The organism is Saccharopolyspora sp. 6M, assembly GCF_020176775.1.
In the GTDB taxonomy this organism is placed as follows: domain Bacteria; phylum Actinomycetota; class Actinomycetes; order Mycobacteriales; family Pseudonocardiaceae; genus Saccharopolyspora_C; species Saccharopolyspora_C gregorii.
The window spans coordinates 1-23,593 of record NZ_JAIUJZ010000086.1 but is presented as its reverse complement, the minus strand read 5'-3'; the positions used below and the strand labels follow the sequence as shown (position 1 = coordinate 23,593).

Annotated in this window: 19 protein-coding genes; 9 read left to right on the top strand and 10 right to left on the bottom strand. The window is 74.2% G+C overall.

Annotated features, from left to right (window positions below):
• The 4 genes from LCD31_RS13445 to LCD31_RS13430 form a co-directional block, all read right to left on the bottom strand.
• Positions 1-681: ROK family protein (locus tag LCD31_RS13445; RefSeq protein ID WP_224958457.1), on the bottom strand; the 681-nt coding region annotated here is incomplete at its 3' end.
• Complete coding sequence (locus LCD31_RS13440; protein WP_224958455.1) at positions 678-1,607, bottom strand: dihydrodipicolinate synthase family protein; 930 nt, start codon at positions 1,605-1,607, stop codon at positions 678-680. The genes LCD31_RS13445 and LCD31_RS13440, both read right to left, overlap by 4 nt.
• 22 nt (positions 1,608-1,629) lie before the next feature.
• Positions 1,630-3,105 (bottom strand): MFS transporter, encoded by a 1,476-nt coding sequence (locus LCD31_RS13435; RefSeq protein WP_224958453.1) that lies wholly within the window; start codon positions 3,103-3,105, stop codon positions 1,630-1,632.
• A 6-nt stretch (positions 3,106-3,111) separates the two neighbouring features.
• Positions 3,112-3,333, bottom strand: coding sequence for a hypothetical protein (locus LCD31_RS13430; RefSeq protein ID WP_224958461.1), 222 nt, complete (start codon positions 3,331-3,333; stop codon positions 3,112-3,114).
• Here LCD31_RS13430 and LCD31_RS13425 point away from each other — a divergent pair.
• A complete protein-coding gene (locus LCD31_RS13425) occupies positions 3,229-3,456 on the top strand; it encodes a FadR/GntR family transcriptional regulator (protein ID WP_255615491.1) in 228 nt (75 codons plus the stop codon). The genes LCD31_RS13430 and LCD31_RS13425 overlap by 105 nt on opposite strands.
• Positions 3,369-3,821, top strand: coding sequence for an FCD domain-containing protein (locus LCD31_RS13420; protein WP_224958452.1), 453 nt, complete (start codon positions 3,369-3,371; stop codon positions 3,819-3,821). The genes LCD31_RS13425 and LCD31_RS13420 overlap by 88 nt, the downstream gene beginning before the upstream one ends.
• Before the next feature lie 174 nt (positions 3,822-3,995).
• Here the strand turns inward: LCD31_RS13420 and LCD31_RS13415 are convergent, their stop codons facing one another.
• Entirely contained in the window at positions 3,996-4,577 is a 582-nt protein-coding gene (locus LCD31_RS13415) for a DUF4232 domain-containing protein (protein WP_224958450.1), read from the bottom strand.
• A gap of 340 nt (positions 4,578-4,917) precedes the next feature.
• Between LCD31_RS13415 and LCD31_RS13410 the strand changes: the two genes are divergently transcribed.
• The gene (locus LCD31_RS13410; protein ID WP_224958448.1) at positions 4,918-6,825 is read left to right on the top strand and encodes an N-acetylmuramoyl-L-alanine amidase; all 1,908 of its coding nucleotides are present in this window, start codon (positions 4,918-4,920) and stop codon (positions 6,823-6,825) included.
• A gap of 51 nt (positions 6,826-6,876) precedes the next feature.
• Here LCD31_RS13410 and LCD31_RS13405 read toward each other — a convergent pair whose 3' ends face one another.
• The 3 genes from LCD31_RS13405 to LCD31_RS13395 form a co-directional block, all read right to left on the bottom strand.
• Positions 6,877-7,248, bottom strand: a complete 372-nt coding sequence (locus LCD31_RS13405; protein ID WP_224958446.1) for a hypothetical protein — start codon at positions 7,246-7,248, stop codon at positions 6,877-6,879.
• A gap of 66 nt (positions 7,249-7,314) precedes the next feature.
• A complete protein-coding gene (locus LCD31_RS29555; protein ID WP_224958444.1) occupies positions 7,315-7,572 on the bottom strand; it encodes a DUF3040 domain-containing protein in 258 nt (85 codons plus the stop codon).
• Positions 7,573-7,920: 348 nt separating this feature from the next.
• Positions 7,921-9,126, bottom strand: coding sequence for a cytochrome P450 (locus LCD31_RS13395; RefSeq protein WP_224958442.1), 1,206 nt, complete (start codon positions 9,124-9,126; stop codon positions 7,921-7,923).
• A gap of 92 nt (positions 9,127-9,218) precedes the next feature.
• Between LCD31_RS13395 and pabB the strand changes: the two genes are divergently transcribed.
• The 3 genes from pabB (at position 9,219) to LCD31_RS13380 (ending at position 12,808) form a co-directional block, all read left to right on the top strand.
• Positions 9,219-11,213 (top strand): aminodeoxychorismate synthase component I, encoded by a 1,995-nt coding sequence (gene pabB / locus LCD31_RS13390; protein ID WP_224958441.1) that lies wholly within the window; start codon positions 9,219-9,221, stop codon positions 11,211-11,213.
• Between the two features lie 193 nt (positions 11,214-11,406).
• The gene (gene idi, locus LCD31_RS13385; RefSeq protein ID WP_224958440.1) at positions 11,407-11,994 is read left to right on the top strand and encodes an isopentenyl-diphosphate Delta-isomerase; all 588 of its coding nucleotides are present in this window, start codon (positions 11,407-11,409) and stop codon (positions 11,992-11,994) included.
• 64 nt (positions 11,995-12,058) lie between these two features.
• Positions 12,059-12,808 carry a thioesterase II family protein gene (locus tag LCD31_RS13380; RefSeq protein WP_224958439.1) on the top strand — a complete coding sequence of 250 codons (750 nt, stop codon included), beginning with the start codon at positions 12,059-12,061 and terminating at the stop codon, positions 12,806-12,808.
• A gap of 22 nt (positions 12,809-12,830) precedes the next feature.
• Here the strand turns inward: LCD31_RS13380 and LCD31_RS13375 are convergent, their stop codons facing one another.
• Both LCD31_RS13375 and LCD31_RS13370 read right to left on the bottom strand, forming a co-directional pair.
• Positions 12,831-13,085 carry a response regulator transcription factor gene (locus LCD31_RS13375; protein ID WP_224958459.1) on the bottom strand — a complete coding sequence of 85 codons (255 nt, stop codon included), beginning with the start codon at positions 13,083-13,085 and terminating at the stop codon, positions 12,831-12,833.
• Positions 13,086-14,629: 1,544 nt separating this feature from the next.
• On the bottom strand, positions 14,630-15,817 hold the full coding sequence (locus tag LCD31_RS13370) for an ATP-binding protein (protein WP_224958438.1): 1,188 nt from the start codon (positions 15,815-15,817) through the stop codon (positions 14,630-14,632).
• A 229-nt stretch (positions 15,818-16,046) separates the two neighbouring features.
• On the opposite strand from LCD31_RS13370, the gene LCD31_RS13365 reads away from it, so the two are divergent.
• From LCD31_RS13365 to mycP, 3 genes are all read left to right on the top strand, one after another.
• The gene (locus LCD31_RS13365; RefSeq protein WP_224958437.1) at positions 16,047-18,827 is read left to right on the top strand and encodes an AAA family ATPase; all 2,781 of its coding nucleotides are present in this window, start codon (positions 16,047-16,049) and stop codon (positions 18,825-18,827) included.
• Positions 18,828-19,123: 296 nt separating this feature from the next.
• Entirely contained in the window at positions 19,124-21,904 is a 2,781-nt protein-coding gene (locus LCD31_RS13360; protein ID WP_224958436.1) for a hypothetical protein, read from the top strand.
• Positions 21,901-23,196, top strand: coding sequence for a type VII secretion-associated serine protease mycosin (mycP, locus tag LCD31_RS13355; protein ID WP_224958435.1), 1,296 nt, complete (start codon positions 21,901-21,903; stop codon positions 23,194-23,196). Before LCD31_RS13360 ends, mycP begins: the two co-directional genes overlap by 4 nt.
• Positions 23,197-23,593: the final 397 nt, after the last annotated feature.

Below are 23,593 nucleotides of genomic sequence, written 5' to 3'. Positions count from 1 at the left end.
CAGGATCGCGGTCGCGCCGTCGGCCAGCACCGGCGCCGCCAGCACGTCCCGGATCCCGGCGCGCACCACGACCTCCGGCAGCGTCGTCGCAGTCCCGCCGCGCGCCCGGTACTCGGCGAGCAGCGCGGGCCCGCTGCCCACGCCTTCCACGTGCCCGGAGCCGCCGCACGGGCACGGCCGCCCCGCTGCGGCGGGCACCGGCAGGTGGCCGAGGTGCCCGGCCACCGCGTGCGCGCCGCGGTGCGGCCTGCCGTCCACCACGATCGAACCGCCGATGCCGGTGCCGACCGCGGCGAACAGCACGTGCCGCCTGCCCGCGGCCGCGCCCGTCCACAGCTCGCCGAGCGCGTGCGCGTGCACGTCGTTGTCCACCACGACCGGAACTCCCAGCCGTGCCGCCAGTTCCGCGCGCAGTTCGGTGCCGGCCCAGCCGCTGATCGAGTCCGTCGCGGAGCGCACCGAGCCCGATCCGCGGTCGATCACCCCGGCGCTGCCCACCCCGGCGGCGGCGAACTCCCCGCCGAGCCGGGACGCGGCCGCAGCGACCGCGTCGAGCACCGCCACCGGCCCGTCCGCCGCCGGGGTCGGCACCGCGGCGCGGTCCCGGATCGCCCCGTCCGCGGTGACGAGGCCCGCGACGATCCCGGTGCCGCCGATGTCGACGCCCAGCACGAGCGTCACAGCAGACCCGCCGCGACCAGCCGCTGCCGCACGCCGTCCACCTCGTCCGCGGTCAGCGGCAGCTGCGGCGGTGCGGTCACCGCGTGGTCGATGACGCCGCGCAGGTGCAGCCCCGCCTTGAACGCGCCCAGCGCGGAGGAACTGGCCCCGATCCGCGCCGGATCGCCCACCGAGGTCAGCGCGAACAGCTGCACCAGTCGCTCCTGCTCGGCCAGCGCCGCGTCCCACTCGCCCGCGGCGCACGCGCGGGCCAGCCGCACGTAGCCGTCCGGGTCCACGTTGCCCAGCCCGGGCACCACGCCGTCCGCACCCATCCGCAGGTTCGTGTCCACCGTCAGCTCCGAGCCGGTGAACACCCGGAACGACTCCAGGCCGCGGTCCGCGCGCTCCACCAGCAGCCCGCGCAGCGCGGCGTCGTCCCCGCTGGAGTCCTTGACCCCGGCGAGCACGCCGTCCGCCGCGAGCTCCAGCAGCGTCGCCGCGCCCAGCTTCGAGTGCACCGACACCGGGATGTCGTAGGCGAACAGCGGCAGCTCGGTGCTCTCGGCGAGCAGCCGGAAGTGGTGCGCGATCTCCGCCGGGTGGGTGCGGGTGTAGAACGGCGCGGTCGCCACCACCGCGTCGCACCCGGCGCGTTCCGCGACGCGCACGTGCTCGCGCACCCGGGGGGTGGTGGTGTCGATGACCCCGGCCAGCACCGGGACGCGCCCGGCGACGACGGCGGTGGTGGTGCGCAGCACCTGTTCGCGCTGCGCGTCGGTCAGGTACGCCATCTCGCCGGTGGAGCCGAGCGCGAAGACGCCGTCCACCCCGGACGCCAGCAGGTGCTCCAGCAGCCGTTCCAGCGAACCGGTGTCCACCTCCAGATCGGGGGTGAGCGGGGTGCACACCGGCGGGACGACGCCGCCGCGGATGCGGGATTCCATGTCTCTCCTTCGGTTTCTCGGTTCAGGACGCGGCGCGGATCTCGCTGCCGTCGACCGCGTCGGTCGTCCACACCGCGTCGGGGCGCAGCCACCGCTGCATCCGGGACGGGGCGTCGACGGCGATGAGGACCAGCACCACGAAGGTCAGGCCGAACGACAGCACGGCCAGCGCGGTGCCCAGGCTCAGGCTGCTGCCGAGCGCGGCCCCGAGCGCCGGGGCGACGGCGCCGCCCAGCGAACCGACGTTGCAGCTGAACCCGAGCGCGGCGGCCCGGTGGCGCACGTCGAAGTAGCCGCCGATCCACTTCGGCAGCAACCCGGCGATGCCCTGCCCGAACACCTGCTGCACGAACAGCAGCGCGCCCAGCGCGAGCAGGCTGCTGCCGCCGATCGCGAACACCGGGAAGATCACGACCTGCGAGACGAGCAGGCTGATCCAGTAGGCCCGCCGGGTGCCCAGCCGGTCCCCGGTGAACCCGGCGACGCAGCAACCGACCGCGGCGCCGAGCCCGGCGAAGAACAGCACGTTCCCGGGGTCGGTGGTGCTGTAGCCGAGGTCGGTCTTCAGGTACGTCGGCAGCAGCGATTGGATCGGCCACGAGTACAGGAACGCGGTGAACACGATGACCAGCACCGTGATGCCGGTCGGCCAGCGCGGCCCGGTGAACTGCACCACGTAGGACGCGAACACGGCCGCGGCGACCACGCCCAGCACCGCGATCAGCCACGCTGATCCGGCGGCCTGCGTGAAGATCGCGATCAGCGCGCCGAGCGCGGCGAGCCCGCTGACCGCGTTGAGCACCGCCCGGCGCCCGGTGAACAGGATGCCGATGACGGACGGCGTCGCGTCCTGCCGCGCGGCGGCCCGCGACCAGTCCCGCGACTCGGGGAGGCTGCGGCGCAGCCAGACGGCGAGCAGGATCGGCAGCAGCCCGATCCAGAACAGGGCGCGCCAGCCGAAGTTCGGCACGATCAGGCTGTAGGCCTGCGCGGCGACCACGGTGCCGATGGAGTAGCCGAAGATGAGGAATCCGCTGGCCTTGTTCCGCATCGACGTCGGCCAGGACTCGATGACGTAGGTGGAGCTGGCGCCGTACTCGCTCGCCATGCCGAGCCCGACGACGAGCCGCGCGGCGAACAGCACGCCGAAGGTGGGGGCGAGCCCGCAGATCAGGGTGCCGACGGAGAACAGCACGATGCTGGCGATCATCGCGGACTTGCGGCCGAACCGGTCGGCCAGCGCGCCGAGGGTGAGCCCGCCGATCCACCGGGAGATGAACGCGGCCGACACGAGCGTGGCCGCTTGCACCGCGGTGAGCCCGAATTCCGCCTTGACCTCGGTGAGCACCAGCGTGATCAGCACGAAGTCGAAGCCGTCCAGCAGGTAGCCGATCCTGGCGGCCGCGAACGCCTTCCACTGCGCGCGGTCCAGCTGCCGGTACCAGGGGCGGACGCGCTGGGTGGGTCTGCGGTGGGGGTGGCGCGGCGCATGGGTCACCTCGGTTCACGAGCGCTCGTCGTCGGCCCGGTCCGCGCGGGGTACCGGCGTCGGCAGGGTCAGCGGTGAGCTCTGAACGTGCTGGAGCTGATCCACGACCGCGGGCTCCGGCCCGGCGACCTGATGCCGACCGAGCTCGAACTGATCGAACTGCTCGGGGTGTCGCGCAACAGCGTGCGGGAGGCGGTGCGCTCGCTGCGCGCCCTCGGCATCGTCGACGTCCGGCACGGGCACGGCACCGTCGTGGGGAGGCCTCGCTGCACGTGCTGTCGCCGTCGCTGGCGTTCCGCGCCGTCGCGGGCGGGGACGACCTGGTGGGGCTGCGCAACCTCATCGAGGTGCGGGAGCTGATCGAGGTCGGCGTCGCCGGACGGCTCGCCGGCGAGCTGGACGAGTCCACATTGGACCGGATGGACGCGTTGTGCACCGCGATGGACGAGACCGAGCTCGACCCGGAGGCCGACCGCGAATTCCACCGGCTGCTGTACGCGCGGGTGGACAACTTGCTGATCGGGCAGCTCGTCGACGTGTTCTGGGACGCCTACCGCACCGCGCACGACGCGCTCAGCGCCCCCGGCCCCGCCGAGAAGGCCGAGACGGTGCGGCTGCACTCCGCGATCGTCGACGCGCTGCGCGCCGGGGACGCCGCGGCCGCGCGGGAGGCGATGGCCGCCCACTTCGCGGAGATCGACCACCGCCTGGGTTTCGACGGTTGACCGGCTGGGCCCGGACGCGGGGGGGCCCCCCCCCCCCCCCCGCCCCCCGGGGCGCCCCCCCCCCCCCCCCCCCCCCCCCCCCGGGGGCGGGGGGCGGGCGCCCCCCACCGCTCCGCGCGGTGGCGGACCGGAGCGGGGAATTCGCGGCGCGGCTCCGGCGGAACCGGAGCGGGATCAGAAGGTGACGCCCTGCGCCGACGGCTGCAGCGTGCCGACCTGCATCGACTTGATCAGGAACTCCAGGTGCTCGGCCTCGCCGCTGTCGACGTGCACGTTCACGTCGCCGGAGGTGTCCGAGAAGCTCGCCCGGAAACCGGTGGCGGTGCGCACGTCGTTCTTGTCGCCGAGTTCGAAGTGGACGCCCGCGAACGCGGTGCGGTTCGGCTCCAGCGAGATCTCGGTGCGACCGCCCGGGACGTCGACGTTCTCGCTCGGCACGCCGTCGATCGGGGAGCCCGTCATGTCCTCCGGCGTCAGCTCGGCCCAGCCCGCCACCGGGCAGGTCCGGTCCGACTGGTTCGTGACGGCCAGCAGGTTCACGCCGGGGCGTCCCGGCTGCGGGATCAGGTCGACCGAGTAGTCCGCCGCGGAACAGGGGGAGGTCGAGATGTCCTCGGTCGTCCCACCCTGCTCGACGGCCGCGTTCGACGCCCCGGACGGCGCGGCACCGGTGGCCTGGCCGCAACCGACGAGCAGCAGCGCACCGCTGAACAGCGCGGCGGCGGCACCGATCTTGCGGGTCTTGGTCAGCGACATGGTGGTTCTCCCCCTTCGGCTTCCGCACGGTCGTCCCGTGCCCTTCACGCCGTAGGACGTGCCGTCCGCGACCGGGGTTGCCGCCGCCGCACCGGGAAATCGTTCGTGCGGGTATTCCCGCTCGGCTTTCCGGAGCAGTGGCCGCGATCGCCGTGATCGTTATGATTCACCCACTCGTGCGCGGATGCGACATCGCGCCGAGCGGTGCCGGACGCCGATGTCTGCCGCGCCGCCGGTGCCGCGCAGGCCCCGACGTGCGAGCCGCCGGATCGCTGCCGCGCGATCCCAGAAGACACGGGCAGAGGTCCACATGAGATCGTCCTTCGTCAGAGGGGGTGCGGTGCGCGCCGGTCGGTTGCCCCGCGCGCTCGCGGTGTTGACGGGGGTGACGGGGCTGCTGGTGAGCGCGGCGGCCCCCGCCTTCGCCGAAACACCGGAACGCCCCGACACCGTCCAGCAGCGGGCCTACGAGTCCGCCGCCGCCGAGTTCGGCGTGCCGCAACAACTGCTGATGGCGGTGTCCTTCCAGCTCACCAGGTGGGAGGACCACCACGGTGAGCAGAGCAAGGCCGGCGGCTACGGCCCGATGCACCTCGTCGAGGTCAGCGCCGAGCAGCTCCGTGAGCAGCACCCCAAGCTCGTCCGGTACGCCGACGAGCCGTCGCTGCACACCCTCACCGAGGCCGCCGAGCTCACGGGCACCGACCCGGAGCAGCTGAAGACGGACGTCGTGCAGAACATCCGGGCCGGTGCCGCGCTGCTCGTGCACCGCGCCGAGGAGATCGACGGCGGCGCGCCTGACGAGATCGACGACTGGTACCCGGCCGTGGCCGAGTTCAGCGGTGATGCGCAGGCCGACGGCGCGCAGTCCTTCGCCGACGACGTCTACGACGTGCTCGGCCAGGGCCGCGCGCGCACCACGTCCAGCGGCCAGCGCCTCGCGTTCGCGAAGGTCGCCGCCGAGCCCGAACCGGACCGCGACCTGTCCGCGGCCCGGCTGAAGGCCGCGCCCGCGGAGGAAGCGGACCAGCCGAAGGCGGAATGCCCCGGAGGACTGGACTGCCGCTACCTGCCCGCGGCCTACCAGCCCACCGACCCGGAGGACCCCACCGCCGGGTACGGCAACTACGACACCGCGAACCGCCCCGAGGACGTGAAGATCGACTCGATCGTCATCCACGACACCGAGGTGTCGTACCAGTCGACGATCAGCGCGTTCCAGAACCCGGCGCACGGCGCCGCCTCGCACTACGTGGTCCGCTCCTCCGACGGCCAGATCACGCAGATGGTTCCCACCAAGGACATGCCGTGGCACGCGGGCAGCTGGGACCGCAACATCCGCTCCATCGGCATCGAGCACGAGGGCTGGGCCGCGGAAGGCGGTACCTGGTACACCGAGCCGATGTACCGCGCCTCGGCGAAGCTCGTCCGGTACCTCGCGGACAAGTACGACATCCCGCTCGACCGCGCGCACGTCCTCGGCCACGACGAGGTCACCGCGGAGAAGGCCGCCAAGGCCGGGCTGGAGCACTACGACCCGGGCCCGTTCTGGGACTGGGCGCACTACATGAACCTGATGGACGCGCCGCTGGACAACGACACGGGCGGCGACGACGTCGTCACGATCTTCCCGCGGTTCGACACCAACCGCCCCGAGGTCGTCAGCTGCTCGCAGGGCGAGGAGTGCGAGACGCTCCCCGCGCAGCCCGCGAACTTCCTGTACCTGCGCACCGAACCGCGCGCTGACGCGCCGCTGCTGAGCAACCCGGCGCTGCACGCCGACGGTGAACCCGGCACCACCCGCATCGAGGACTGGAGCGCCAAGGCCGCCGTCGGCAGGCAGTACGCCGTCGCCGAACGGCGCGACGACTGGCTCGCCATCTGGTTCGACGGCAAGAAGGCGTGGCTGAAGGACCCGGACGGCACCAACACCGCCCCCGCCGACGACGCGGAACTGGGCACCCCCGCCCGCGACGGCATCCCCACCTACGGGCGGGCGCTGCCCGCGCCGGGCGACTACCCGGAGGGCGTCGAGGCCCAGGAGCTCGAACCGCTGCCGTACAAGATCCCGGCCGGTCAGAAGTACGTGACGGGGGACGAGACCAAGGCGGTCGACTACCACGCCACCTACGACGAGCTCGACGATCCGGAGAACCACACCGTGATCAAGGGTTCGGAGACCTACGTCCCGGTCTCGTACAACCACCGCTGGGTCTACGTCAAGAAGTCGGACCTGGACGCGGCCTGACGAGCGGCGGGGCGCCGCGCTCCGGTCGGGGCGCCCCGCGCTTCCTCGCGATCAGCCCTGGTGGGCGAGGTTGCGCGCGTAGTTGACGCGGTTGCCGAAGTCGACCACGGCGAACGCGGAGTGCACCGGGATCTGCGTCTGGTGCGCGATCCCGGAGCCGTGCACCGCCACCTGCACCCAGCCCTCGGTGCGTTCCTCCTTCGCGAGCAGGAACAGCAGACCGAGCAGGCAGAAGAACGCGAAGATGATCGCGCAGACGATCGCCCAGGTCGGGATGCCCCGCGTGGTGCGGCTGAGGTCGGTGAACGACCAGGTGGTGCCCGCGATCGGGGCGCGCCCGGACGGGGTGATCACTTCGTGCTGGGTGCAGGCGATGTCGCCGATGGCGACCAGGATCGGCGGTTGCGCGGGGTAGGGGTGCACGGGAGTTGATCGTACGTCGCCGCCCGGCGCGATTCAGGCGAACGCACCTCGCCGCCACCCCTCCGCTCAGTCGGACCAGAGGTGCCAGGTCCGCGTGGTGATGAGGACCGCGGACAGGGCGGTGCAGAGGGCGAAACCGGCCGCGTCGTCGATCAGCAGGCTGATCACGGCGAGCAGGCCCGCCACGACGCCCAGCACCAGCCGCGCCTTGCCGGGCGTGGCCGGGTGCAGGTCGGTGCGGGAGAAGGTGGCGGCGAACTCGGGGTCGTCGGCGGTGAGCCGGTCCTCGATCTCGGCGAGCCGGCGTTGCTCGTGTCGGTGCACTGGCTCCTCCTCCCGGCTCGGTGCGGGCGTGTGCCCGAGCGTGCCCGGGCGCGGGCGCGCGGGTGAGAGGACAACGGCCCGCGTTCCCGGGACCAAAGGCCCGGGCGGGCGCCGGCGAGAACCCGGCCGAGCACCGAGACCTGGCTCAGCGCCGAGCCGCGGCTGAGCGTGCCGACCGGTCCCCGTGCCGAGAGGGACCGGCCCGCTCCTACCCGCGCCGCGCGGCGGATTCCCCGGCGCGATCGAGGTTGGCTGGAACGGCCGTCCGATGAGTTCTCGCGACCGCATCACCTGATCGGCCGTTCCGGGAGCGGATCACGGCCGGGAGCCCGCGCTCCCGGCCGGGGATCAGCCGAGCACCACCGGCAGCGCCCGGAACCCGTTCATGATCAGGCCGCGGTTGCGGCGCAGTTCGCTCCCGCCGACGGCGAGGCGGGCCTCCGGGAAGCGGCGGGTGATCTCCTGGAGCGCCACCTCGCCCTCCAGCCGCGCGAGCGGGGCACCGAGGCAGTGGTGCAGCCCGTGTCCGAACGCGAGGTGCCCGGACCGGGGCCGCTCCAGGTCCAGCTCGTCGGCCCGCTCGAACTGCTCGCCGTCCCGGTTCGCCGAGGACAGGTTGATCATGACGAGTTCGCCCGCCGGGATGGTCACGTCGCCGATGGTCACGTCCTCGGTGGTGAACCGGTGCGTGCTCATCCGCAGCGGCCCGTCGTAGCGCAGCACCTCCTCCACCGCGCCGGGCAGCAGTTCGGGCCGTTCGCGCAGCTCGGCCCACTTCGCCGGTTCGGCCAGCAGCCAGCGCAGGCCGTTGCCGACCAGGTTCACGGTCGTCTCGTGCCCGGCCACGATCAGCAGGAACGCGGTGGCGAGCAGTTCCTCCTCGGTGAGCCGGTCCTCCTCGGCGGAGGCGGTGACCAGCGCCGAGAGCAGGTCCGCGCCGGGTTCGGCGCGCTTCGCCGCGAACAGCTCGTGGAAGAACCCCGCCATTTCGCGGGACGCACCGAGGCTCTGCCCCCGTTCGGCCGGAGTCAGCAGTGCGGCGGTCCAGTCGCGGAACCGGGAGCGATCACCGTCCGGGATGCCCATCAGCTCGCAGATCACCGTGATCGGCAGCGGGAACGCGAAGTGCTCGATCAGATCGACCGGTTCGTCCCGCGGCAGCGCGTCGAGCAGCCCGGTGACCAGCTCCAGCACCCGCGGCCGCAGCGCCGCGATGCGGCGGACGGTGAAGTCGCGGGCCAGCAGCTTGCGCAGCCGGGTGTGGTCGGGCGGGTCCGAGTTGAGCATGTGCTTGGAGAACAGCCCGGACAGCTGATCGCCGAGCTCCGGGTTCCGCTTGCTGCGGATGACGTCGTTGAGGCGGTCCGAATCCTTGGCCAGCCGTGGATCGTTGAGCGCGGCGCGGGCGTCGGCGAATCGGCCGATCACCCAGATCGGGAGCCCGTCCCCGGGGATGGCCCGGTGCACGGGGGCCTGTTCGCGCAGCGCGCGCTCCACCTCGTCGGCCCGGTCCCAGTAGTCCTCGTCGAACAGCGCGGTTCTCGTGTCGGTCACCCGGCCGAGTCTGCCCGTCGCGCAGCGCTACCGGCCACCAGATGATGTCGACGGTCCTCCGGCGGTGGACGCGTCCGGGGGAGTATGTCCCGGTGCGGACGCTGCTCATCGACAACCACGACTCGTACACCTACAACCTCTTCCACCTGCTCGCCGAGGTCAACGGACGGGAACCGGAGGTGGTGGCGCACGACGCCGCCGAGGTGGGCGACCTGCGGCTGGAGGAGTTCGACGCGATCGTGCTCTCGCCGGGCGCGGGCGATCCGCGGCGGCCGCGGGACTTCGGGCTGTGCCGCGACGTGCTGTGCAAGGCGGAGCTGCCGATCCTGGGCGTGTGCCTCGGGCACCAGGGCATCGCGGTGTCCGAGGGCGCCGAGGTGGTGCGCGCCCCGCAGGCCCGGCACGGGTTCCGCAGCCGCATCGAGCACCGCGGCGATCCGCTGTTCGCCGGGATGCCCGCCGAGTTCGCGGCCGTGCGCTACCACTCGCTGTGCGTGGCCGAGCCGCTGCCGCCGCAGCTGGAACCGCTGGCCTGGGCCGAGGACGGCGTGCTCATGGCGCTGCGGCACCGCTCGCTGCCGCGCTGGGGCGTGCAGTTCCACCCCGAGTCCGTGCTCACCGAGCTCGGCGCCCGGCTGCTGGCGAACTTCCGCGACCTGGTGCGGCCCGCGAGCCGTCCGCCCGCGCCCGCCCGCACCGCCAGCCGCCGCACCGAACGCGAGGTCGAGTACCGGGCGCACGTCCGCGAACTCCCGGCGGTCGACGCCGAGGCCGCGTTCGCCGCGCTGTTCGCGGCATCCCCGGACGCGTTCTGGCTGGACAGCGCACAGGTCACGGCCGGCGCGTCCCGCTTCTCGTTCCTCGGCGACGGCTCCGGCCCGCTGGCCGAGACCGTCCGGCACCGCACCGGCGCGGGGCCGTCGATCTTCGACCGGCTCGGCGCGGAGCTGGCGCGGCGCCGGGTGCGGGCACCGGAGCTGCCGTTCGACTTCGTCGGCGGCTACGTGGGGTACTTCGGGTACGAGCTGAAAGCCGAGTGCGGCGGCGACGCCCGGCACCGCGCGGGCACGCCGGACGCCTGCTGGCTGTTCGCGGACCGGTTCCTCGCCGTGGACCACGAGCTCGGCCGCACCCACCTCGTGGCGCTGAGCGCCGACGCGGGCACCGAGCGGGCGGCGCGGCGCTGGCTCGCGGACGCGACGGCCGCGCTGCAGCGGCTGCCCGCGCTGCCCGATCCGCTCGCCGGGCACCGCGGGGTCGCCGACGTGCAGCCGCTGCTGGAACGCTCCCGGGACGACTACCTGGGGGCGGTGGCGGACTGCCGGGAGCTGCTGCTGGCCGGGGAGAGCTACGAGATCTGCCTGACCACCGGCGCCGCGCTGCCCGCCGCCGACGGGGCGTTCGAGACGTACCGGCGGCTGCGGGCGCTGAACCCCGCGCCGTACGGTGCCTTCCTGCGCTGCGGCGACGTGGAGGTCGCCAGCTCGTCACCGGAGCGGTTCCTGAAGATCTCCGGCGGCACCGCCGAGGCCAAGCCGATCAAGGGGACCGCCCCGCGCGGCGACACCCCGCAGCGGGACGCGGAGCTGCGCGACGGGCTCGCCGCCGACCCGAAGTCCCGCGCCGAGAACCTCATGATCGTCGACCTGCTGCGCAACGACCTCGGCCGGGTGTGCGCGCCGGGCTCGGTGCACGTGCCGGTGCTGATGGACGTGGAGAGCTACCGCACCGTGCACCAGCTGGTCTCCACGGTGCGCGGCGAGCTGCGGGAGGGGAGCGGCGCCGTGGACTGCGTGCGGGCCTGCTTCCCCGCCGGCTCGATGACCGGGGCGCCCAAGCGGCGCACCATGGAGATCATCGACGAGCTGGAGGACCGGGCGCGCGGGGTGTACTCGGGAGCGCTCGGCTACCTGAGCCTGACCGGGGACGCGGACCTGTCGGTGGTCATCCGGACCGCGGTGCGCAGCGGCGGCGGCTGGCGGATCGGCGCGGGCGGGGCGGTGGTGCTCGACTCGGCCCCCGAAGCCGAGTACGCCGAGATGCTGCTGAAGGCGACCGCCGCGGCCCGCTGCCTGCCCGAGCCGTGACCGCCCGCGGGTGCGGCGGCGCCGTCCGCCGGGGCAGGCTGTCCGGGCACCGAGCGGCGCCGAATCACTCGGAGGGCGGTCCGCGGACCGCGGGAGGTGGAGGCGCGGCGCGGAACCGTGGATGATCGATTCCTGTTCCCGGCGACCGGCCCGTCCGGCGACCGGTGTTCCGGCGATGGGGAGGACGAAGCACATGGAGCGAGTGGTTCTGCTCGACGAGGGCGGTCGGGCCGCGGGCACCGCGGACAAGGCGACGGTGCACCACGAGGACACCCCGCTGCACCTGGCCTTCTCCTGCTACCTGTTCAACGAGCGCGGCGAGCTGATGCTCACCCAGCGCGCCCTGAGCAAGCGCACCTGGCCCGGCGTGTGGACCAACACGTGCTGCGGGCACCCGGCGCCCGGCGAGACCCCGCACGACGCGGTGCTGCGCAGGCTCGGCGAGGAGCTCGGGCTGCGCATCGAGCACATCGAGCTGGTCCTGCCCCGCTTCCGCTACCGCGCGGTGATGGGCAACGGCGTGGTGGAGAACGAGATGTGCCCGGTGTTCCGGGCGGTCGCCGAACCCGTGCCCGCGCCGAACCCCGCCGAGGTGGAGGACACCCGCTGGGTGCCGTGGACCGGGTTGGTCGAGCAGGTGCGCGACGGCGGCGCCGACATCTCGCCCTGGGCGGCGCTGCAGATCACCGAGCTCGCCGAGCTCGGCCCGGACCCGCTGGCCTGGCCCACCGGCGACGCGGCGGAGCTGCCGACCGCGGCCCGCGAGCCCACGACCGCGTGATCGCCGGGCGGCGCGGGCCGGTTGGTAGCGTCGCCCCGCACCCCTCGACCGCGCGGAGGATTCGATGACCGGGAGTACGGCGGACACCGCCAAGTGGATCCGGCGGTTCCAGCCCGCCCCGGAGGCGACCGCGCGGCTGGTGTGCTTCCCGCACGCGGGCGGTGCCGCCTCCTACTACTTCTCGGTGGCGAAGCGGCTGGCCCCGGCGATCGAGGTCCTCGCCGTGCAGTACCCGGGCAGGCAGGACCGCCGCACCGAACCCTGCGCGGGCAGCGTGCAGGAGCTGGCCGAGCAGGTGCTCGACCAGCTGCGGCCGTGGAGCGACCAGCCGCTCGCGCTGTTCGGGCACAGCATGGGCGCCAGCGTGGCCTTCGAGGTCGCGCGGCGGCTGGAGGAGTCGGGCACGCCGCCGCGCGCGCTGTTCGCCTCCGGCCGCACCGCGCCGGCGCGCACCCGGAACGAGGGCGTGCACGCGCTGCCGGACGACGAGTTCCTGGCCGCCCTGCGGGAGCTGGACGGCACCGAGTCGGCGGCGTTGGAGAGCGAGGAGCTGATGAAGCTCGCGCTGCCCGCGCTGCGCGCCGACTACCGGATCGCCGAGACCTACGCGTACCGGCCGGGGCCGCCGCTGCACTGCCCGCTGCACGTGCTGCTCGGCGTCGACGACCCGAAGGTCTCCGCGGACGAGGCGCGCGACTGGGCCGCGCACACCACCGGCGCCTTCCGCTTCCACCCGTTCCCCGGCGGGCACTTCTACCTCAACGCCGAGTCCGACGGGGTCCTGCGGCTCATCCGCGAACACCTGGCCCGCTGAACCGGTAGTGGGCGCGGGCCGCTCAGCTGACGGCGGTCTTCTCCGCGAGCCTGCCCTCCAGCGAGGCCGTCGCCAGCTCCACCCGCGACCGGCAACCGGTGCGGGCGAACAGCCGGGTCAGCCTGCTCTCCACCGTCTTCTCGCTGACCTGGATCGCCATCGCGATCTGCCGGTTGGTGTAGCCGTCGCTGACCAGCCGCACGATCCGGCTCTCGGTGCTGGAGATGAGCTGCTGCTTGCTGCGGGTGCGCGGCGGGGCGATGCCGCGGCGGCGCATCAGGTCCTGCGCGGCGTAGCGCAGCTCGGTCCAGCCGAGCCTGCGGGCGATGGCGTGCGCCTCGTGCAGCGGGGCCTTCGGGTCTTCGGCGAGTTCGGCGAGCAGCATGTGCAGCACCGCCAGCTGCGGGACGTCCGCGCGGCGCCGCGCGATCTCCAGGGCGCGCGCGGCGGGTTCGGCGGAGCCGCGCAGCTGGGCGCGGGCCATCAGCACCGCCGCGGAACTGGTCTCCGAGCGCAGCCGCTCGTCCAGCGCGACCAGCTCGTCGAACAGCTCCGCCGCCGCCTGCTCGTGCCCCTCCCGGTGGTGCAGCGCGACCAGCCGGTGCAACAGGTGCTCCAGCCCGGCGGGGGAACCGCCGCCGTCCCTGAGCTGCTCGTACTCGGCGCGCGCCACCCGCAGCGCCTCGTCCGGGTCACCCGCCCGGTAGGCGACGCCGAGCCGGGCCCAGGACAGCACGTGCCCGCCCGCGAGGTGCCGCGGCGTGTCCTGCAGCCACTCCTCGGCGCGCCGGTGCTCGCCGCGGGAGGCGCAGATCTCGGCGGCGACGGCGCGCGCGAGGAACCGGGCCGGGGTGCGCCGCTGCGGGGAGAGCTCGGCCTCCATGCGCCGTGCCGCGGACAGCGCCGCGTCCCACTCGCCGGTGCGGAACGAGCGCAGGATCTCCTGGTAGTACAGGACGCTGCCGCGCGAGGGCAGCCGGTAGCCGTCGCCGAGCACGATCTCCAGCGCGGTGGCGTGGTCAGTCATCGCCCCGGCTTCGCGCAGCCGGTCGGGGGCGTGGTCGACGGGGTGCTGCGCGCGGTCCCGCCACAGCGACCAGGCGCGCTGGAAGGTGTCCGCGTCGCCGCTGGCCGCGTGCAGCAGCATCAGCACCTCGGGCAGTTCCGGCAGGTCCTGCGGTTCGGCCTCGCGGTCGGCGTCTCCGGAGAACAGCGCGTTGAACCGGTCGGCGGCCTCGTCGAAGCGGCCGCAGCGGACGGCGGCGGCGAACTCCTGCAGCTCGGCGTCGAAGACCGCGCCGCCGGTGAGCGCCTTGAACAGCCGAGCCGGTTCCTGCACCTGCGCGGACTGCTCGTCCTGCAGCAGCGTGGTGAGCCAGCACAGCCCGACCGCCACCAGCAGCGTGCGGCGCAGTGGCTTGGCCTGGTCGTCCTGGTTGGACCCGGCGATCAGCGCGGGGACCAGCAGCCCGAGGTCCTTGGTGAGCTCGTCGTACTGGCCGAGGCTGGCGCGCAGCCGCAGCAGTTCCTCCAGCAGCGGCGGCCACCGGTCGTCGTCGTCGGAGAGCTGGCGCAGCGCGGCCTTGTACCAGGCGGCGGCGACCTCGGGGTCGGCGCTGGACATCCGGTCGGCTTCCTCGATGAGCACCCGGATCGCGGCGGCCTCCCCGTCCAGGCTCTCGCCGATGTGCACGAGGTGGGTGGCCAGGCGGGTGCGGTCGACCTGGCCGTTGCGCTCCAGCTTGGCGAGCATCTGCCGGGCCAGCGCGGTGTGCAGCGCGCGGGCGCGTTCCGCTCCGGAGCGGCGGCGCAGCGCGGCGGTCAGCGCGGGCACCGCGAACCGCAGCCTGCCGCGCTCGCCGATCTCCAGGATCCCGTCCTCCACCAGGGAGTCCAGTCCGCGGCCCGCGCCGTCCAGGCTGATCGCGGCGGCGGCGGTGAGCATCGGCAGCTCGTCCACCGACACCTCGTCCTGCAACGCGAGCAGCACGGCGAGCCGTTCGGTGTCGTGGGCGGCGGGGGGGGGGGGGCCGGGGCCGGGGGGGGGGGCCGCGGGGGGGGCGGGACCCCGGGGGCGCGGGCGCCACCCGCCCGCCCCACCCCCGCCCCATGCCGCCGCGGGCGCCCCCGCGCGGGCGGGGGGGGGGGGGGGGCGGGGCGCCCCCCCACGGCGCGGACCAGGTGGTGGGATTCGGGCAGCGAGATCGGTTCGTCCAGCGGGGACAGGCAGAAGTGCTGGTCGATGAGCACCAGCCGGCCCCAGGCCAGCAGGTCGTCCAATGTGGACAGGATGGTGGCGGGGTTCCCGCTCAGCGGCCCGAGGGCGGCGCGCAGCGCCTCCGGCACGGTGGGGTCGAGCCGGGTCCGGCCGTGGGCGGCGCACCAGCGCTTGAGCAGCGCGTCGAACTCCTGCTCGTCCAGCGGACGCAGGTCGATGATCTTGTCGGCGAACGGCGTGAGCCGGGTTTCCCCCGCCGTGGCGCGAGGTCCGGAGCCGGTGGAGACGACGACGGTGCACCCGACGGCCCGCAGCCGCTGCGCCAGCAACGAGATGAGCGAGCCGGTGGCGCCGTCACCCCGGTCCGCGTCGTCGACGACGATGACGGTGCGGCCCTGCTCGGCGGCGACGCCGAAGACGCGCGCGAGCTCGTGCACCAGCGGCAGCGCGGAGGCGTGCGGGGTCTTCTCCAGGTCGGCGCGGATGCGGGTGGCGGTGGCGAGCGCGTCGAGCAGGACGGCGTGCCAGCTGGACTCCAGCTGCTGGCGCGCGGCGTCCAGCAGCGAGTCGATCATCTGGGGTGTGCCGGTGGCGGGATCGACGGTGATGTAGCACACGGTGGTCTCGTCGTCACCGCGCCAGCTCTCCGCGAGCGACTCCAGCAGGGTGGTCTTGCCCTCGCCGGGACCGCCGCGCACCAGCACCAACGTCCCGCCGGCCGCACGACAGGCCTCGTCGGCCTCGGTCCACTGGTCTCGTCTGCCGGACAACGTCGAGCGTTCCCGCGCCATGGGGTCCTCTCCGCTTCACCTGGTGTGGTGGTGCTACATCGTCGAGGTGTTTTGATACTTTTGCACTAGCAGAGGATCAAGCGCTCGTCATTGAACACGCCTAGTGACCAATGGTCGTTAACTCTTCGCTATCGCGCTAGTAAAGGTGTCGCCCATTATGGTGAATGTATAGCACACCGTTACCAGTGGCTCAGGGCAGCGATCGAGCCGTGCGGAGGGAGTCACCGTGGTGGTACCCACCTCAGCCGCATCAACGTCGATCGGCGAGCCGGACGCGGAGCCGTTGTTCCGCGAAGGACTGCTGGATGAAGCCGCCTCGGTCGGCGGCCCCGGCAGGCCTCCGCTCGCGCTGCTCGTCGGAGAGTCCGGTGCGGGCGGCAGCGCGGTGCTGGCCGCCGCGGGCAGGCGGCTGGAGGCCGCCGGCTGCCGGGTGCTGCGGCTGACCGCGTCCAAGCAGGACAAGCGGACCCCGTACGGCGCGCTCTACCGCCTGCTGTCCGAAATGGACCGCAGTGCGCCGCCGGAGCAGGAGCGCGCCGCGCTGCTGGGGCTGGTCGCCAAGCTCAGCCGCGGGACCAGCCCGGACTCGCTGCGCGTCGCCGTCGAGCAGGTCGCGCTGTCCATCCGCAACGTGGTGCGGCACCTGCTGCCGGTCGCGGTGCTGGTGGACGAAGCGCAGTGGCTCGACCACGGCACGGCGTCGGTGCTGGAGCCGCTGGCCAGGCGGATGGCGGGCGCCCGGTTCTCGGTGCTGCTGGCCGCGCGCGCCGACCCGGACGCCGCGCCGCTGGAGCCGTTGTGGAATCGATTGTCCGCGCAAGGACTTCTGCGGGCGCTGCCGATTCGCCCGTTCTCGAAAACGGAGAGCGGACAATTCATCGCCCGTTCCATCGGTGCGAAACCCAATGTTCACCTGATCGATGAGTTGTACGACATCGCACGCGGCCGGCCCGCGATGTTGCTCGCCGCGATCGACGCCTACCGCCGGGCAGGCGCGCTCGTCGTCGTCGACCAGAACGCCTACTTGCTGCGCAAGCTCGGGCCCGAGCTGCCGGTCGACGGCAGCGCCCTGCTGGCGCCGGTCCGCGAGGCGGGGGAGGCCGCGTGGTCGGTCGCCAAGGCCATGAGCCTGCTCGCCCCGCTCGGCCCGCACGCGGTGGACGTGCTGGCCGCGGCGCTCGGCCTCGCCGAGCGGGAGGTGCGCGAATCGCTGGACGCGCTGGTGCAGCACCGGCTGCTCGCCCCGGACGGCGCGGGCTGGCGGTTCCGCGTCCCGCTGCTCGGCACCGCGCTGGCGCGCGCCCTCGGGCCCTACGAGCACCGCAAGCTCGCCGCCGCCGCCGTCACCGCGATCTGGGCCGGTGCCGCGGAGGTCGCCGACCCGGCCTACCTGCCGGACCGGATGGCGGACGCCGGGACCCTCGTGGACGCCCGCCGCGCCGGTGAGGAGCTGATGGCCCACGCGGGGAACCGCCTGATGGACCCGAACGTCGACGCCTCGCGTTGGCTGCGCGCCGTCGTCGAGCGGGTGGACGACCCGGTGCTGCGGATCGAGGCGCTGCGCAGGCACGTCATCGCCTGCCTGGTGCGCAACGACCTGCCCGAGGTGCTGCGCAGCTCCCGGGTGCTGGTGCGCCACCACGCGGGCGAGCTGTCCCCGCAGATCCTGCCGGGCACCGTGCTCGCCTACCTGATGGTGCTGGCCGCGACCGAGGAGCGCGGCGAGCTGCGCCGCATCGCGCAGGGCGAGCAGGTGGTCCCGGGCGGTGCCGCGCAGCGCATCGTGGCGCGCGCGTTCGCCACCGGCTGGCTCGGGGACTGGCTGGCCGGGCAGCGGCTGCTCGACGAGCACGCCACCGAACTGCTCGCGGCCGAACCGGTGCTGGTCCAGCAGGTCGACATCTACCGCGCCGGTGCCGCCGTGATGCGGGGCGACGTCGCCGAGCTGCGCCGCTTCGGCGCCTCGCTGGCCGAGGTCCCGCGCGGCGCGGAACCGCACTCGCAGTGGGTGGAGGCGATCCGGCACCACGTGGACCTGCTGCTGGCGCTCGGCGAGGCGCGCGAAGCGCGGCAGGTGATGGACCGCAGCGGGCTCGCCGAGGACCGGCTGGTGCTGCCCGACCGGTTCCTGCTGCACCACGCCCGCGGCGAGTGGAACAGCGCGATGGACATCGCCCGCCGCTGCATGTCATCGCCGGTGCACGCCGTGCGCCCGTTCGCGTGGGCGACGATGCACGCGCTCGCCGCCCAGGTGCACATCGACTCCGGGATGCTCAGCCGGGCGCGGCGGCTGGTGGAGATCGGCAAGGACGGGCCGTTCGACCACCTCTTCCACTTCACCGAATCGCTGGTGAGCCACGTGCTGGGGGAGCTGCACCAGTCGCACGAGCACCTGCGGACCGCGGTGCGCCGGGCGGACGAGGCCGGGTTCACCTTCGGCACCGACGTGGTGCTGGCCGAGCTCGCGCACCGGGCGCACACCTCCGGCAGCTTCGACGAGGCGGCCGGTGCGCTGCGGCGGCTGGAGGAGGTCGCCGCGCGCCTCGGCACCGGCCGCGCCGAGCTGGCGCTGCTGCTGACCCGCGCCCGCCTGGAATCCGACGAGGCCGCCGCGGGCGCCGCGGTCGAACTGGCGCGGGAGCGCGGCGAGCCGTACGAGATGGCGGTGACCTTCAGCAAGCTCGCCGCGGGCGGGCACCGCCCGGCCGAGCTGCTGCCGGAGGCGTACCGGCTCGCGGGCGGGCTGGACGCGCTGCTGCTGCGCGCGCGGCTGCGGCACGTGATGCGCCAGAACGGCGTGCCGGTGCCGGACCGCAGCGCGACGACCTCGGAGAACGAACGGCTGCTCGCGGTGCTGGTCGCCGAGGGGCTCAGCAACCGGCAGCTGGCGACGGTGTTCGCCACGACGGAGAAGAGCGTCGAGGGCAGGCTCACCCGGATGTTCGCCCGCATCGGCTACCGGTCGCGGGTGGAGCTCGCCGCCGCGATGCTCACCGGGGACTTCGGGTGATCCACCGGTCGTGCCCGTTTCGTTCCGTTCCGGTCCGCCGCGGCGCCCGCCCCGGCGCCCGGACGAGACCGTTCCGCCCGGTTCCGGGCAGTCGGGGCCGGTTGCCGTGAGCCGTCCCATCAGCGGAAACGCATGCATGGCCGCGGTTTCCCGACCGGTGGGAACGCAGGTGAGGGAATCCCCCTGGAACCCACAGCTTCGGATACCCCTGACAAGGTGGCCCGGTGGTCCCCGCGATACTCGATCGCTGAGGTGTCGCATCGAGTCGCGTACCGATGTGCTCGACGGGAGTGGAGATGCAGCAAGGTTCGGCAAGACGGTCGCTCGGCCCGCTGGTCGCCGAATGGTGCGGGGCGCACGTCCTCGTCCGCTGCGAGGGCGAAGACCCGGCTGAGCGCGCCTTCTTGGCCCACCTGCCGTCCGCGGCGAACGAGCTGTTCCTGTCCGCTTCGCGCGGTGCCTGCGCCGATCCGGAACTGCTCGCGGCGCTGCCGGGGCTGCTGCGACCGCTGCTGCGCGCCGCCGCTGCCGTGCCGCACGTGCTGTGGCTCGGCGTCAGCGGGCTGGCCGGCCGCGCGGACGAGCTGACGAAGCTGGCCGTCGACCTGGAACTCGACGTGGTCGCCCCGGACGGCGCCGTGTCCGGCGAATCCGGCACCACGGTGCACGCGGGCCGCGTCAGCGGCGGCACCGGCTGGTACCTGTTCCGGCCGGGCAGCAGGCCGTGGTTGTTCAGCACCCGGTACCCGATCCCGGCGTGGGAGCGCTGGGTGCCGATCCAGCCCGTCGCGAACCCGCGGCTGCTGGTGGACCCGGTTCCGGCCGGGTTGCTGGTCCGCGACCCGCGCAGCTCCTGGGCGGAGGTGCGGCGGGCCGCGGCGCGGGTGCCGGTCAGCGGCAAGGTGCCGAAGGTGCTGCTCGCCGGTCGGCCGCTGCCCGCGCCGGCCGAGGTCGCGCAGCTGCTGCAGGCGCTGCCCGAGTTCGTCCGCGCCTCCGTCGTCCTGATCCCGGTGGCCGCCGCGGCCGCCCGGCACGAGTGGCTGGTGGAGCTCTCCGCGCGGTCGTCCCGCCCGGTCGTGTTCAGCACCGGCGCGGAGTTCGCCGACGGGCCGCGCCGCCAACCGGTGGCCGCCGTGCTGGACGAGGCGGGCGAGGAGGTCTTCCGCCCGTTCGCGAGCGCGTTGCGCCAGCCGGCCGGTGCCGGTGACCAGCAGGTCGTGGACATCGCCGAGCCGCCCGCGGGCTGGCAGCGCTGCGGCCAGCGCACCTACCGCCCGGTGCAGGGCCCGACGGTGTTCGCCGAGGTCGTGCCGTCCGGGCTCGCGCTGCGCGACGAGCAGGGCGCGCCGCTGGTGGTCTCGCTGGCCGCCGCGGGCGCGTTCGACCCGGCGCGCTGGGTGCTGCACCTGGTTCCGGCGGAGGGGGCGCTGTCGGAGGACGTGCTCGCCGGGCTGGGCCACCTGCTGGCCGGGCTGGACGAGCAGCGCCGCCGCACCGCGATCATCCGGGTGTGGGGGCCGCTGGACCAGGGCCCGAGCGCCGAGCTGCACGCGCTCGCGGAACCGTTCGGGGTGCCGGTGAGCAGCAACGGGCGGCCCGTGGACGCCGATCGGGAGGTCGCCGAGGCGCCGGCCGAGCAGCCCGCCGAACAGCCCGCCGACGGTGCGGAGGCCGACGGCTCGGACGCGGACCAGGCCGACTGGACGCCCGCCGCGGCGCCGGTCGCCGCCCCGATCGCAACGGTCTCCGCGGCCCCGGTGCCGACCATGTCCGGCATGCCGCACCGGTCCACTGTGGACGAACCGTTGCAGGACGTGCCGATCTCCGAGCCCGCCGCGGTGGATCCGCCCGCCGAGCGCGCGGCCGACGAGGCGACGGAGCCCCCGGCGCCCGCCGAACCGGGGGCGGCCCCCGACCCCCCGGCGGACGCCGCGCCGCAGGAGCCCGTCGCCGCGCCGGAACCGCAGCCCGAGTCCGAAGTGGACTCCGCACGGCCGGTGGTGGAGTCCGGCCGCCCGGCGGTCGAGTCGGGCCCGCCGGTGCCGGAGCCGGCCGAGCCCGAACCGCAGGCCGAACCCGAGCCGCTCGTCACCGACCCCGAACCCGAGGACGTCGCGGAGCTCGCCGAGGACGAGGTGGCGGACGACGACTCCGCCGAGGAGTCCGAGCCCGGTGCGACGGCCGCGCCGCTCAGCCCGCGCGACCTGCGGGACCGGGCGAGCAACGGCGGCGAGCAGAGCCGCTTCACCACGGCGGCCGGCCCGTCCTTCTCCGACGCGCTGGCGACGGTGAACGCGGCGATGGCCTCCTGGCCCGCGCTGCGCCAGGACGACTCGCCCGGTGCGAAGGCCGACTTCGTCGCGGTGTGCCTGTACCTGGGCCGCGGCGAGGGCGGGGCGGAACAGGTCAACGCGGCCATCCGCGGTGGCGTGCAGCCGGAGCTGGACGGGCACCTGCCGTGCCTGGTCTCCGGGATCCGCCGGTTGCCGACCCACCGCCGCCCGGTGCTGCGCCAAGGAGTGCTGAAGGGCACGGCGGAGGAGAACTCCACGCCCGGCACGCTGTTCGTGGAGCCCGGTTTCCTCAGCGCCAGCATGAACCTGGACGTGACGGTGCCGGGCGCGCTGGTGGACGTGCTGATCTGGCCGCACCGCGCCCGCCGCACCTCCGAGCTCGCGCTGAACCGGCCGATGGACGAGGTGGTGTTCCTGGCGGGCACCCGGTTCAAGACGCTCGCGGTGCGCGACCTCAACGAGCAGGAGGACGCGGACGAGGCCGAGGAACGGGACGAGGACGCCCCGGCGGCGCCGAAGATGGCGGTGCTGTTCCGCGAACTGGCCCCCGACGAGCGCGCCACCAGCACCGAGCTGGACGAGCGCGACCTCGCTGCCCTGAGCAAGCTGGACCGGGCGCTGGCCCGCCGTCAGCGCGGCTCGCTGCGGATGCTGGAGGACGCGGACGCGATGTCCCGGCTGACCGGCTCGATGGTCGAGACGGACCTGGCGACCGCCGGCGCCCCGCAGGAGGAACGGCGGGACACGCTCATCACCACAGGAGGACAGGTGGGACACCCGTGACGCGGACCCCGGTGCGGTCGGCCGCGGCCCTGCTGCTGGCCACCGGCATCGTCGCCGCGACGGCCGCGCCCGCCGCCGCGCAGTCGTCGATCCCGTCGATGCCCACCGGCGAGCAGCCGTGCATCCAGCCGCCCACCACGACCTACCCGGAAGAGCCGTGGGCGCAGCAGATCCTCGCGCCGGACCAGGTCTGGGACCTCACCCGCGGGGCCGGGGTGACGGTCGCGGTGGTGGACACCGGGGTGGACGCCGATTCGCCGCAGCTGGCCGCGCCGGGCTCGGTGCTGCCGGGGCGGAACGTGATCTCCGGCCAGTCCGGTCCCGCCGACGACGACTGCTTCGGGCACGGCACGTTCGTGGCGGGCATCATCGCCGCCGATCCGACGCCGGGCACCGGGTTCGCCGGGATCGCGCCGGACGCGACGATCCTGCCGGTGCGGGTCGCGACCGGACTGGAGGAGGAGACCGGCGACACCTTCGAACCGGAGGCGCTGGCGCAGGGCATCCGCAGCTCGGTCGACCTCGGCGCCGACGTGATCAACGTGTCGGCGAGCACGAACTTCCCGAACCAGGCGCTGGCGGACGCGGTCCGCTACGCGGCCGACCGGGACGTCGTGGTGGTGGCCTCGGCCGCGAACGGGGCGCAGGAGGGCGATCCGGTCACCTACCCGGCCTCGTACCCGGGGGTGATCGCGGTGGGCGCGGTCGACGTCTCCGGGACGCACGCGAACTTCTCCCAGACCGGCGAGTTCCTGTCCGTCGTCGCCCCCGGCGTCGACGTGATCAGCATCGGTCCGCACGGCCCGGGGCACTGGCAGGGCAGCGGCACCAGCTACGCGGCGCCGTTCGTGGCCGGGACGGCGGCGCTGATCCGCGCCTACCACCCGCACCTGAGCGCGCCGCAGATCAAGCAGCGCTTGGAGATCACCGCGAGCCACCCGCCGACCCGGATGCCGGACCCGGCGCTGGGCTGGGGGACGGTGAACGTGACCGCGGCGGTGGCCTCGGTCGTGAGCGGTGAGGGCGCGGACGGGGCGATCGTGGTGCCGCCGTCCCCGGCCGCCGCCTACCGGGTTCCGCCGGACGAGATCGGCCCGATGCTGGCGGTGCTGTTCACCGTGCTGGCCGGGGTGGGGGTGGCGCTGGCGGTGCTCACGGTGCGGCTGTCCACCTCGGGGCACCGGCGCGGCTGGCAGGCGCCGCGCACGATGCGCGTGATCACCAAGGACGAGCCGGGGAAGTCGGCGGAAGAACCCCCTGCGGAACCCGCCGAACCCGCCGAAGCCAGATGAGCCCCGCCCCGCCGCGGAGAACGGCCCGCCCGATCGAGGTCGACTCGATCGAGCGGGCCGTCCGCACCTCCGCTCCAGCGGCGAAGCCGCTGAGCGGAACCGCAGGTGGGCGGGGCACGTCGTCGTCCTGCCCGACGGCGCAGCCGCTGAGCGGCGCCGCGCACGCGGCCGCGGGTTCTCGGCGCCCCTCGCGAGCGCGGCGTTCTCCCTGCGGCGGAGCCACCGGTGAGGACGATCCCGCGGCCAGGAGGGCGCTGACCGCCTGTCCCCGAACCTGACCGCCTGTCCGGCCGGGTGCGGCCGCATCGGCGAAGCGGGCCGCGGGGGGACCGCTGAGGTCCCGCTGCCCCCGCGCTCCGGCCCCCGAGGTCGGAGGGGGGCGGGGAGGTTGCCCGGG